10 protein-coding genes are annotated in these 12,820 nt (G+C 58.9%); all 10 read right to left on the bottom strand.

Annotated elements, in window-relative coordinates; genetic code table 11:
* Positions 1–10: 10 nt before the first annotated feature.
* Entirely contained in the window at positions 11–1,144 is a 1,134-nt protein-coding gene (locus tag ACE10Z_RS16725) for a DegT/DnrJ/EryC1/StrS family aminotransferase (RefSeq protein ID WP_375788899.1), read from the bottom strand.
* A gap of 50 nt (positions 1,145–1,194) precedes the next feature.
* The gene (locus ACE10Z_RS16720) at positions 1,195–2,226 is read right to left on the bottom strand and encodes a sulfotransferase (protein ID WP_375788898.1); all 1,032 of its coding nucleotides are present in this window, start codon (positions 2,224–2,226) and stop codon (positions 1,195–1,197) included.
* A complete protein-coding gene (locus tag ACE10Z_RS16715) occupies positions 2,223–3,323 on the bottom strand; it encodes a DegT/DnrJ/EryC1/StrS family aminotransferase (RefSeq protein ID WP_375788897.1) in 1,101 nt (366 codons plus the stop codon). The genes ACE10Z_RS16720 and ACE10Z_RS16715 overlap by 4 nt, the downstream gene beginning before the upstream one ends.
* A 59-nt stretch (positions 3,324–3,382) precedes the next feature.
* A complete protein-coding gene (locus tag ACE10Z_RS16710) occupies positions 3,383–4,453 on the bottom strand; it encodes a GNAT family N-acetyltransferase (protein ID WP_375788896.1) in 1,071 nt (356 codons plus the stop codon).
* A complete protein-coding gene (gene cysC, locus ACE10Z_RS16705) occupies positions 4,453–6,318 on the bottom strand; it encodes an adenylyl-sulfate kinase (protein ID WP_375788895.1) in 1,866 nt (621 codons plus the stop codon). Before cysC ends, ACE10Z_RS16710 begins: the two co-directional genes overlap by 1 nt.
* Before the next feature lie 22 nt (positions 6,319–6,340).
* Entirely contained in the window at positions 6,341–7,150 is an 810-nt protein-coding gene (gene cysD, locus ACE10Z_RS16700; RefSeq protein ID WP_375788894.1) for a sulfate adenylyltransferase subunit CysD, read from the bottom strand.
* Between the two features lie 91 nt (positions 7,151–7,241).
* Positions 7,242–9,797, bottom strand: a complete 2,556-nt coding sequence (locus ACE10Z_RS16695; protein WP_375788893.1) for a lipid II:glycine glycyltransferase FemX — start codon at positions 9,795–9,797, stop codon at positions 7,242–7,244.
* Positions 9,794–10,633: a class I SAM-dependent methyltransferase gene (locus ACE10Z_RS16690; protein WP_375788892.1), complete on the bottom strand. Its 840-nt coding sequence runs from the start codon at positions 10,631–10,633 to the stop codon at positions 9,794–9,796. The genes ACE10Z_RS16695 and ACE10Z_RS16690 overlap by 4 nt, the downstream gene beginning before the upstream one ends.
* Positions 10,630–11,961, bottom strand: a complete 1,332-nt coding sequence (locus tag ACE10Z_RS16685; RefSeq protein WP_375788891.1) for an ABC transporter ATP-binding protein — start codon at positions 11,959–11,961, stop codon at positions 10,630–10,632. Before ACE10Z_RS16685 ends, ACE10Z_RS16690 begins: the two co-directional genes overlap by 4 nt.
* On the bottom strand, positions 11,945–12,808 hold the full coding sequence (locus ACE10Z_RS16680) for an ABC transporter permease (protein WP_375788890.1): 864 nt from the start codon (positions 12,806–12,808) through the stop codon (positions 11,945–11,947). The genes ACE10Z_RS16685 and ACE10Z_RS16680 overlap by 17 nt, the downstream gene beginning before the upstream one ends.
* Positions 12,809–12,820: the final 12 nt, after the last annotated feature.

Here is a 12,820-nt window from a genome sequence, read left to right as displayed (position 1 = left end):
CGCACTCGCCTCAGGCGCAGGCTTGATTGATGCAATCAACCACCCGGCGCTGATCCTCCTCGGTCATGTTCGGAAAGATGGGCAATGTAATCGTCGTGTCCTCCGCAAGTGCCGCGTTCGGAAACTGCTCGGGCCGCAGGCCATACTTGTTCTTGTAGTAGCCAAGCCGGTGCACCGCATGTGTGCCCGGCCGGGTTTGAATTCCTGCCGCCGCCAGCGTCGCCATCAGCGCGTTGCGGCGCGCGCGGTCTCCGTCACCGACACGAATAACGTAAGATTGATATGCATGCCCATCGACGTCTCCGCCGAGCGGTCGCACGATCGAATTGTTTCCTTCCAACAATTCGGAATAGCGGCGCCCGAGGCGCCTGCGTTCTGCCAGCAGCCGCTTGAGCTTGCCCATTTGCGCCACGCCAACGGCTGCCTGGATGTCGGATAAGCGCAAGTTGAAGCCGAGATTGTCAAACGTCGCCATCGTCCATGGGCCATGCGGCTCGATCGCAGGATCCGGAGCTCCGGTAGCACCATGATTGCGTTGCGAACGCACGCGCGCCGCAAGGTCATCGCGATTGGTCGTGACCGCCCCTCCCTCTCCCGTCGTAACGGCCTTACGCGGGTGAAAGGAAAAACAGCCGATATCACCGATCGCGCCCACGGGCTTGCCCTTGTATGTCGTGCCGATGGCGCAGGCAGCGTCCTCGATGACGGCGATGCCGCGTGGACCAGCAATGGCCTTGATCTCATCCATCGGGGCGGCGAGCCCAAACAGGTGGACCGCGACGATCGCCTTCGTCCGCGGCGTGATCGCGGCCTTCAGCTTCTCGGGATCGATATTGTAGGTCGACAGATCGATATCGACGAAAATCGGTTTCGCACCGACATATTCGGCACAATGCGCGCTCGTGACCCAGGTAAACGCCGGAACGATCACTTCATCCCCGGGTCCGAGCTTCAGCGCCAGGGTTGCCAAATGGAGCGCCGCGGTGCACGACGTGCACGCCAGCGCATGCTTTACCCCGTGCTTCTCTGCGAGCAGCATCTCAAATCGTTCGGTCAATGGGCCCTGGGTCACCCATTTCGAGTTGAGACACTCACGCAACAGCATGATTTCGGCTTCATCAAAGCTTGGTTCTGTGATGTTCATATTTTGTGATCCCGGATCCGGTGACAGTGCAAAGCGCACGACAGTTCAGCTTATCCGCGCGTTGCCTTCTCACCCAATTCCGTCCTCCATCTTCCGATTGCAACCTGCAACTCACCGGCTAACACGTCGTTCAGGCGAACGAGATCCGTCGACTCGAACCGGCTCGGGCATTTCTCGATATCGACTTTCAAAGCCTCTCCCCCTCTACGGCCAATCAGCTCGGCAATGTCCGAGATGATCTTGCGCGGCTCGCGCGAGACGCGCTCATATTCGATCTCTATGACACGAGCCGGATCCACCTTTCGGAGCGCATCGCGCGTGGTAGCCTCGATGGAGACGGCCTGCCTCGCAACTTGCTCAAGCGGCGGAAGCTTTACGATCTCAGCGTAGTCGGGAGGCTTGACGGACCACCAGCCACTGGGTTCGCCGAACAAATCGAGCCGCTGGAGCCACAGCGATTGCGCCACGAAAAATGCGTCTCGACTGCATGAAACGAAAACTGCGTGCGGAAACAGGTCGGCCAGAAGATCGGCTTGAAAGGAAAACCACGTGTTGTTCTTGAAGACGATTGGCCTGTTCGTAGCAGCCTGCATGGAGCGCACCGCTCCAATCAGGCCCTTTGCGTCGATCCGGCGCCGGACGTCAGAATCAAGAAAATGAGTCTCCTGACCAAGGTCAAACCAGCGGGACCAGAAGTAGCCGAATTCATGCGGCTCCCATAACCCCTGCGTGCTCCCGCGCGTCGATCGAAAGCTATGAGTCCTGTCCTCGTCCTTTGGAATCAATGCCGAGGAAAGCATGAGTCCAAAGGCCGGCGCCATCCAGAACTTTGCGGCCAAGTTGGTGATCACGGAAAAAGCTCCGGTCACTTGCAAGAGCTGACTGACGAGCGTCGTCGCCGATCTCGGCGGCCCCAGAATGAAGACAATCGGCTCCTGGGTCTCCGCACTCGTCGCCTCCAGCTCGCGCTGGAGAGGCGTAACCAAGCCGTTGACTTCCTCCAGGAGCCTTTCCTGGTCAATATCCTTGCCGACGAGGCTCGTGAGACCGGCCAAGTGACGAGGCAAATCCTGCGACATCATCCTAGTATTCTCCTCGAGACCCAAACGACCGTTTCAACGTCCTCATCGGACATCGCGGGATATATCGGCAACGATATAGTCGTGGCGAAGAGCCGTTCAGCCACGGGAAATGTCCTGCTGGTAGGCCGGAACTGATGAAGCATGGTATCGACAGGGCGTCTTACCGCCACCTCATGACGACCAAACTGCTCGATGAGCTGGTCTACTTCCGTGCATTCGTTCAAGACGACCGGATACCGGTAAAAGGTGCTTTTATCTCTCAGCGAGTCCGGGAGGCGAATGGAGTCGAGCGTTCGCAACTCGGCAAAGTAGTAGTCAGCGATCTCTTTTCTGCGCTTCAAGATGATATCAAGCCGGTCAAGCTGCGATCGAGCAAGGGCAGCCTGCAGGTCCGAGAGCGGATACAAGTTCTTTCGATGCTCGCTGCCGTCAACCGTCTTTAGGCGGGCAATCCTCTCCGCCAAAGGTTCCTCAGCCAGCACAGCACCGCCCTCGCCAGCAGCGAGCACCTTCGTTGCCTGAAACGACAGGATCTTGACGTCGGCACAGCACGGTTGCGATTGCCGCGAGGGGAGATATTGCGCCCAATCAGCGATCAGCGGAATTCCGAGCGTTCGGAGCCGATCGAGCTCGATCGGCGTTCCGAAGAGATATGGCAAGATGATTGCCCCCGTCCGCGCGGTACAGGCCTGGGCAACCTGATCAAAATCGACCAGATACTCCTCGTCTATGTCGACGAGTATCGGAATCGCTCCGAGATCCTCGACCACCGCCAGAACCTCAGGGCAAACATAAGTCGGAAGGATGACCTCGCTTCCGGTCGCGGCCCCCACTCCCCGAAGAGCCAGCAACAGCGCTTGCGAACCGGAGCCAACGACAATCGCGCGCGGCGAGCCCAGACGAGCAGCCAACGCCTCTTCCAGTCTGCCAGCCTCCGATCCTTCAGCGACCTGGCCCGACTCCAGGCACGCCACAACGGCGGCGATGTCAGCCGCGTCGATCCACGGCTTGCTGTGCGGGATCAACTGAAGCTCCGCATGCGGGTGGAAATCGGCAAGAGGACTGCGAGTTGATGTGGGTTGGGCCGGCCACGCCATGTCCCGCCCCAGCGTCCGTGTCCCGATCTTATCGCCTCGAGCATTGCTATCGATGCCTTCTAGAGCTTCGAGTACGGATAAACATAAAAGTTCGGAAACAGTGTCCCAAGCTCGGATTTGAGCTGCTTCAGTTTCGCGACGCCCTCGTGTGGCGCCCTGACCAGATAGCTGTACGGAAAATCGAGCGCCCCGAAACCGGCCTTGAAATGATGCAGATTGTCTTGGTCACTCCAGGTGCCTCCCCAATTCCAGCGGCGATATCCGGACTTGATCACGTCGAGCATGGCCATCCAGATGAGGAACGTCAGCGGCTGCCTGGGGCGAAACTCCTTAGCTATCACGGGTGTGATATATTCACATGTATCGCCGGACAGCAGCAACAACAGAGCCGCTGTAGGCGTGCCATCGCTGATGCAGACCGAGAGACGCCGCATGCGCGGGGAAAGTGTTTCGCGCATAGCACGAAAATGGCTTTCAGGCTTTGGCTTGCCGCCGATCGCTGCCATGTTTTCCGCGTGGGTTTCGGCCAGAAACTTCCAAGCCCAGTCCTCGTCCGTCACCTGTTCCGAAAATCCCTGCTTAAGCGACTTGCGGACCAGGTTACGGGTCTTCTGCTTGAATACCAATTCAAGTCGATCTGCCGCCTGATCGACTGGAGGCAATTCTGTTATCTGGCCGATACGAGCGTCCTTCTCAATCGGCTGAAGAACCGCGTCGTATGAGGCGATATGAGCCTCTTCGTCCGGCAACAAGATCATCGTCGCTGAAAGCAAGTCGTCTCCGTCGGCCATAGCGACAAAATCCGACAAGAGGGTGCGCCTGATCGCCTCCGCATCCTCTGAAGCAAGACCGAGGCGCCTCAGAATGACTGAACCGTGTGAACCATACCACGGCAGGCTGTTCACGACCCGACCGACCCCCTCGCGATAAATCTCCGCGTAAGGCAGCGCTCCCACGATGGCCCCATCGGACCAGGCTAGAAGAACATGCGTGCGGCAGGATGTCGTGGCTTCCAGAAATCTCAGGAAGCTCGGCATACCATAAAGGGAAAGGCAGGAGTTCTCCCTCAGGAATTCCTCGTAGGAGAGTACTTCCCTGTCCTCGAGCGGCCGCACCTGGAACGAGCGCATCAACGTGTGCACACTCTCGTGATGTACTCCGTCAGATCGTGAACGCACCGCTCGACGTCTGATTGCTCCGTATCGATAACGAGCTCCGGCGCCTGCGGTATTTCGTAAGGCGCCGACACTCCGGTAAATTCCTTGATTTCCCCGGCCCGCGCGCGCCGATAGAGGCCTTTCGCGTCTCGGCCTTCGCAAGCTTCCAACGACGCCTTTACATAGACTTCGTGAAATGAGCCTGGGGATGCCGATCGAGCCTTGCCTCGATCTCTCTGATAGGGCGAGATAAAGGCGGTCAGGACGATCAGCCCTGCTGAAGCGAAGAGTGAGGCAACTTCTCCGATGCGCCGGATGTTCTCCGAGCGGTCATCCGCGGAGAACCCAAGGTCAGAATTCAATCCGTGCCTTAGATTGTCACCGTCGAGCACGTAGGTTTGCCAGCCGGCCTCGAACAGGGTGCGTTCGGCGCGCAAGGCCAGCGTCGATTTCCCCGCGCCGGACAAGCCTGTCAACCAGATGACCGCTCCCTTATGGCCATGCCTGATCTCTCGCTCAGAGCGGCTGACCAGCAGATCGACTTTTTTGATGTTGGCAGCCTTGATAGCCGGATTGCTCCGCTGGTCCGGGATCCCATCGAGATCGATGAGGCCTCCACCGACGGTATCAAAGCCATCAAGCAGAACGAACCTGCCCAACATCTTGTCGTCATGCCCATCCGCCACCGGGAGGACTGACGAGGAACTCAATCTCACCGTCGCGAGATCGTTGCGCGTTACGATGTCACCGCGACGAAGTTGCAAGGTCTCGAGATCCAACAGGGATTCGATCGCGCGAACGGTCACCTGCGCTTCCAGCGTTCCGGCCCGGAGTTTCAGCGTTGCACCTGCCCGCAGCGGCTTTTCCCCAAGCCAGAACAACTTTCCGCGAAACACGTTCGACAGCACCGGCGGATTCGCAAAATGGCTCGCCACATTTCCCCGCTCGACGAAAATCTGCTCGTCGAGAATGATCCCGACGGATTCCCCGGCAGAAATTCGGTCAGACGGGTTGAGATGATCGAGCGGTTCGATACGCGCGATCTTTGCGATCCGGTCGTGCGGCGAGAACATCAGGGTATCGCCGACCTGGGCGCTTCCTGACGTGACCTTCCCCGCGACGATGCGACGCTCGTCGAACTTGTAGACGTCCTGAACGACGATTCGCAGTGGACGTTCGGAAGCGGGAGCTTCGACGTTCAGGGAGGAAAACGTCTCAAGAAGTGTCGGGCCGGAGTACCAGGGGGTTCGCACCGACAGCGCCGTAAGATTATCACCTTCCCGGGCCGAAATTGGCACAACCGCCGTGGGCTCTATCCCGAATCCCTTCAAATAAGCGCGCACGTCGGCTTCGAGCTCGTCGAACCTCGCCTTGAGATTGTCGACCAGATCGATCTTGTTGATCGCGACGACGACCTGATTGATTCCGAGCAGCTTCAAGAGATATGCGTGCCGGCGCGTCTGTTCCTTCACACCCTCAAGGGCGTCGACCACCAGCAGTCCCGCGTCGGCATTCGCGGCGCCGGAAATCATGTTCTTGAGAAACTCGCGATGGCCTGGCGCGTCGATGATGACCGTATCCCGCTGCCCCGTACGCAGCCAAATCCAGGTCGTGTCGATTGTGATCGCCTGGTCACGCTCTGCCTGGAAGGCATCCAGCACGAAAGACCATTCAAGCGGCATGCCCCGCTTTTCGCTTATTCTACGCAGCTCCTCGACCTTGCCTTCGGGCAGGCTTCCGGTTTCGTGGAGGAGGCGTCCGATGAGAGTCGATTTGCCATGATCGACGTGGCCTGCGACCACAAGCTTGAGCTGGTCGCGATATGAAGACTGTTTCATTTTCTTTGGAATATCTGAGTTCTTACATGTAGCCCGAGGCTCTCAGGCGCTCAAAGCTGTCTTCCGAGTCGTGATCCATGGTGCGACCCGCGCGCTCGGGCGTCCGGGTTTGTTCGAGTTCGGAGATGATCTCCTCGATCGAGGATGCTTCGCTTCGAATCGGGGTCGTAATATTCTTCTCTCCCAGCGAACGATAGCGCCAGCCGTCGCGGGCAAGATAGAGCGGTACGATCGGGATGCCTTCGCGCAGCGTATAGCGCCAGATATCGAGTTCGGTCCAATGAAGCAGCGGATGGATCCGCAGATGGCAACCTTCCGGAATATCCATCTTGTAGATGTCCCAGAACTCCGGCGGCTGATTTCGAAAGTCCCAGACGCCATCTCTTGCTCGCGGGCTGAACACACGCTCTTTCGCACGCATGCTCTGCTCGTCTCGTCGAATCCCGAGAACAATCCCGCGGTAGCTTTCTCGCTCAATCAGCGCCTTCAGACCCGCCGTCTTTCGAGCCGCCGCTCTGGACGCCGGAGGGAGCGTCGGATCCATCTCCGACTCAGGCGGACACAACTCCGCTCGGAAATCGAGATTCCATTCCTTGGCGATCCGATCCCTGAACTCATAGACTTCGGGCAGCTCCATTTCCGTATCGAGCTGGATCATCGGGAACGGCACATGACCAAAGAAGCATTTGCGTATCATCCAGAGTAGCGCCGTGGAATCCTTTCCGATCGACCACAACATCGCCATAGGCTTTACCCGCGCAAAGGCTTCTCGCAGGATAAAAACCGTCTCGTGTTCCAGGCGCGAAAGATAATCCAAAGTGACCTCCAGCAAGCAAGCACTCGATCGTACAGGCTCACGTAGTTAAAGACATTCGAAGCGCAGCGAGGGAAAGCAGCTCCGCAGCGACGCGGCAAACTCAGATTCAATTCGCCCTGAGTAGTCTGCGCACCTTTTCAGCCACCCAGGGGCGCTTGCCGCCCGAGGCGTCTGCCGGCGGGCTCTTATCCACGCCCGCTTCGAACCAATCGAAGCACTCGGTCATCGTCCAGGGAATAAACCCATCCTCGACGAGTTTGACGACCGCCTGATGCATCCCTCGGGTCTTTTCGATGTTCTCGGGATGCAGGTTGACGACGATCACGCCGGGAACGCCGCTCTGTCGAATGCGATCAGCCAGGCCCAGGATGCAATCGGCGGATTGCCGATCATCCCAATTGTTTATGAATACGATCCCGTCGCCGATCGCGGTAAGGACGCTCCAATGCTCCGTCAGCTTGTCGTCCAGCATGAGTCTGGCGGGCAGTAGCGAACCATTGATGATGGCTCCATCGAGGCCCGGCAAGTTCGAGCTGCCTCTTATGCCATCGGCATTCCAGGCCGATGTATGCCCCCAATAGCCATCATTCAGGAAGCCATGATTGCGAACGGTACGCGCGCGCTCTCCAGTGAGGCGCTCAAACCATCGCGCCTGCTCGAAGAAAAGTTCGGCATATTTGTCGGGATGTTCGAGCGCGTCGGGATGAATTCCCAACTCGACCTTTCTCCCGGCCTTGAGTTGTTTCAGCGTTTCCGGCGTGTGTTTGGTGAGGGGATGAAGGAAATAAGTAACCGGCAACGCACCCAACGCCTGTCGTTGCTGCGCGTAGCGGCTCAAAGCGGCTTGGTCGTCATCGCCGGTAATGACGACGGCGCCCACAGCTCCGTTCGGCAATATCGGCAGCCGGCTCCTCCCGCACAGCCGAACCAGCGCATCCGCCAGAGCCTCGCACCACCAGTCGGCGGGCCGTTCGCGCAAGCTCTCGCCGGCAAGCTGGCCCTCGAAGAGATAGTTTGGCCGTTCGCCCGCAATGCCCCACATCGGGTCCGATGGCCGCTTTGAGGCTGCTGCCGGGTCCCCCTGGCGATACCGCATGAGGTCGGATGCGAGATCAGTTCCGATGAAGACGACCGAACCTCTGTCACCTGTTTGCCGATGGAGCCAGACCGGCTCTTGTTGGCTATTCTCAACGATCGTTGTCGAATCGCCATCGGCCGCAAAGCACATGTAGGAATGCAGCGTCCGCAGCCGCGACCAGGCCTTCGAATCGGCAAGTCGTGCGCGCAGCACAGTTGGCGAAGATATCGATCCTGCCTGCGTTTCCACACCGAAATCCCTGGCGAACTGCGCGCTCGGAAGCACCGCAACGACGCAGCCGCCCTCTGCGAGAACGCTCCTTGCAGTCGCCAGGTCCGCGTGGGACGGACGGTAAAGCACGACAGGCTCGCCGACCTGTATCGACGACGCTTGCCGGAAACCGAACGTTTGCAGGTGGTGCGCGATAAAGGCGCCACCGGCCTGTCCGGCGCCCGTCGTACCTGCCGGCCTGCTCGCGATCTCATTGAGACGGTTCGGAGAGGCGAGCAGATTGGAAGTGTAGAGCTCCGGGCGTCGAAACAGGCTGCCCTGTATGACCGGAACACTCTTCGACCCGAAGATTGTCTTGAAGTGAGAGACCATCGCGATCGGCCAGTCCTTGGGAACTTCCGGAAACGAGGGTCCAAACCGGTAGATGTCAAATCCCGCCTGCTTTGCCCAGCGAATGGCACTCCAGTGCAGGAAATTGTTGGGCCTCAGCTTCATCGCCTCCGGCACGGAAACGCCGGCAAGAAAATTAGCCGCTTTCTTGTCTGCCAACAGGATGAGGCCCGCGATCGGGTTCGTATCCTGCCTGACCAACGCGACGTGTGCCCCCCCTTCGGCCGCAAACGACCTGAAGATGCTTCTGTAGTACTCGAGTTCGGGCAGAACCTCGCCGGTTCTCGTCGCCGACGCACGCGCAATATCCATATAGGCTTCGAGATATGAGGCATCGCCCGATATCTCGAATTGAAGATTTGATTTCTCCGCTTTCCGGACCGCTGTGCGGCACGTGTTATCCAAGCCCGCGAACAGCTCTTCAATGGTTGGGGCGAGATCGACCAGCTGATCGGCATTCAGGGTTGAGGAGCCGGGGCAAGGCAACATTCCCGACGGTCCGAACGCGATACCGAGCTGGAAACCGAACTCGCTGACCCAGAACGGAACGGCCTCCCTCGAGGAATGACGATTTGCCGGTGCAAGATTGTGGCAGTTCAACTGAATGCGATCGACGTCATATAGATCGGCGACAGCGAATATCTCCTGCATCGCGGCCTGACGCGCGGCCTTCGCTACGCCGGCGTCGATATCGGCGTCGAGCGCAAGACCGGTATGGCGATGAAACCCCGAATGCAGCAATCGCTCGCCAAGCGCCATTCCGGCGCCTTCACTAACAAATAAGGGCTGGATGCCGACGAGCTGCGAGTTCTCTTCCAGGGCGAACGACAGGTTCGCAGACACGAAGAACCGTTGCTCGATCTCGATCCACGACGATCGATGTGTGAGCCAGGCCTGCGGCGATTGCAGCGCCAGACGATCCCAGGCACTCCGATCAATTTCGCGAAACCGGACGACTTTCATCGCGATTCAAACACTGCATTGAAGCGTGTGCCGAAATAAGGATTCAGCGGGTGGATATCGACAATTTTCGTGTCGACGCCGAGCCGGCGCCCCAGTGCTACAAAATCCTTGCGGTCGAAATAGTAGGAAATGATCTCGGGCTTGATCTCGATCGGAAGCGGGGCCGACAACTTGCCCAATCCCAGCAAGCCAGCGATCTTCGCCACACGGCCCGACTTCTGCTCATACTTCCGAATCGTTCCCAACGGGGCCCGTTCCGCTTCAGGTTCAAATTCTTGCTCGAATTTCGCCGTGAGCCTCTTCGCGATGGCCTGCAGTTCTTCGGCCTTCTCGCGGTCTGGAATTGATCCGATCAGGACCCGACCTTGCGGCTTCACGACCCGGAGCATTTCCGCAATGATCGGCTCTCCCGTTGCGAACGACGGGAAGTTCGAGAAGACATCATAACAATAGGCGGCATCGAACCGCCGATCAGGGAAATGGAGGCTTTCGCCGCTGGCTCTCTCGAAGCTCGCATTGTTCAGTCCGAGCCGCCTTGCAACCGCAAGCGGCGCCTCGGCGAGATCAACTCCTAGATATTCGCCGACACTGGGGGCCAGCACCTTCGCCAAGAACCCGGCCGCACAGCCGACTTCAAGAACCGATGAGCCCGGGCCGGCTTTCATCAGGCCGAGCATATCGAGCCTGAGGTCGTCGAGAAGGCTCTCGTTGGCCCACAGCCGTGGATTGCGGCCGGCGATATAGCAGAGATCATCCAGCGTCGGCTTCTCCGATATCTGCCGTGCACGAAGCTCGAAGAATGCCTCGAGCTTCTCCTGCCATTCACCGTCTGTCATCGTACTCTTTCGCTTCGCTCGATACTGCAGGTGAATTTAGGATCGTACAGGTAGTTGAAATGCCATAGAGAGTTGCGGGACACCGAGAACTGCGCGGCCTTCTCGACATAATGGAGGATGGCTTCCGCCCCCTTGGGCAGCATGTGCCGGCACAGAGCGGCAGAGATGTAATATTGCCCTTCGCCAAGAGCGAGTTCGGGCACCTCGTAGATGACGCTGCCGCGTTCCGGCAGACCGTTCTCCCCGTCGAGGAACAGGCCGCCGTCGTACCCCTCAATTCCGGTCACCGCCTGAAGGCGCGCGGTATCGATCCGCAGACTGGCGTAGATCTGCTTGTGCTCCGAGAAGCCCGACCACGACACCCGGATCCGAAGCGGCTGCCCATTCCTGACAACGCCGATCGGCTTGCCTTCGGCATCAATCACCTCGACGGCAGTGATCTGCAGGGTGCCGCCGCCAAGCTCGTATTTTCCGGTTTCGGCCGTGCTCTCAATCGACTCGCTCAGCTTCTTGGTTTCCCGGAGATTGCGCGTCTCCTCGATATCCCAGACACTCTGCTCATAGGCCTTGCTGACGCGCTGGGCATTTCCGTGCATGAGCACCCGCCCCTTGTCGATCCAGATCGCCTCGTCACACAGCTCGCTGATCAACCCGCTCGAGTGCGAGACGAACAGGACGGTGGCGCCGCTTTCGCAGATCTGACGAACTCGCTTCATGCACTTGTTGACAAAGGCGGTATCGCCCGCCGCGAGCGCCTCGTCGACGATGAATAACTCCGGATCGACGCTGATCGCCGTGGCGAAGGTGAGTCTCGCCTGCATGCCGCTCGAGTAGGTCCGGAACGGCTGATCGATCACCTCGGCAAGCTCGCTGAAATCGATGATCCAGGGAACCTTCGCCTCGATTTCCGCTCGCGTCATGCCCAGACACATGCCGCCCAGGACGATGTTGTCGCGACCCGACACATCCGGATGAAAGCCGGTCCCCAATTCCAGGATCGCGGACAACTTTCCTGCCACCTCGACGCGCCCGGTCGTGGCATCCAGCAGTCCGGCAATGATCTTCAGGAGGGTACTTTTTCCCGCGCCGTTCGGCCCGATGATGCCGACCACGCGTCCGCGCAACACTTCGAAGGAAACATTCTGGACTGCCCAATGCTCATGGTGCCGGGGCTTTCCGGTGATGATTTCCTTCAGGAAATCCAGCGGCTGCTGATAGAGCCGATAGGCCTTTCCCAGGTCAGTGACGCGAATGGCGCATTGCGGATCCAGTGACCCTGCAAGCGGGATCAGTTCGCCGGCATCCTGATTGTCAGAGTGCATTGCCATAATACGGTTTCAGCTTTTCAAACATGCGGTATCCGAGCCCCAGACTGAGCAGTGCGAACACGAGGGTCACTACCCAGGCGTACGGATGCCTGAACGACCCGAAGAAGAGAACGTCCTGGTAGACCCAGACGACGTAACTGAACGGATTCGAATAGATCAACGGACGGAGGGCGCGCGGCATCCAGTCGGGGAGGTACACCGTCGGCATCAGATACATCGCGATCGAGGTGAAGACGGTAACGATCTCGCGCAGGTCGCGAAAGAAAGGAGTGACTGCAGCAAGAGCGAAGCTCAATCCGATCGCCAGAACTGCATGGATGGCAAATACGACCGGTAGCAGCAGCAGCATCCAGCTGAGGCCCCCCACAAAGGCCTTGTAGAGGATGACGAGCCCGAGGGCTGGCAGATGAGGGATCGTTGCGGCAATGGTTGCCGCGATCGGAAGCAACTCGATCGGAAACACCACCTGTTTGACGAGACTTGCGCTCCCTATCAATGCTCCAGGCCCGCGAACCAGCGCCGCCTGCAACATCAGCCACGGAACCAGGCTTGCGAGAATGTAGGCCGAGTAATCGCCGGGAAAGTCTGCGGTGATCGCCAGCTTGCTGCCGAGCACGAAGCCGAAGATGAGCAGGTACGTTCCAACGACGACAAGCGGGTGTATGAACACCCACAAGGCGCCGAACCCGTGCCGCGCATGCGCAGCGCTCAGGTCACGATCGACCATCTCCCGCAACAGATCGGGATATCGCCGGATCTGATTGATCGTGGTCCATAGGGCTTGAGAGTTGCGGTATGGCGACAGGCCAACCCGCACCCATCTTGCCGCCGGGAAGAGACCGTTCATTTGCAGCGCGCT

Origin of the sequence: Bradyrhizobium sp. Pha-3 (assembly GCF_042258615.1) — a bacterium.
Lineage (GTDB): Bacteria > Pseudomonadota > Alphaproteobacteria > Rhizobiales > Xanthobacteraceae > Bradyrhizobium.
This window is presented reverse-complemented; position numbering and strand designations above follow the sequence as displayed.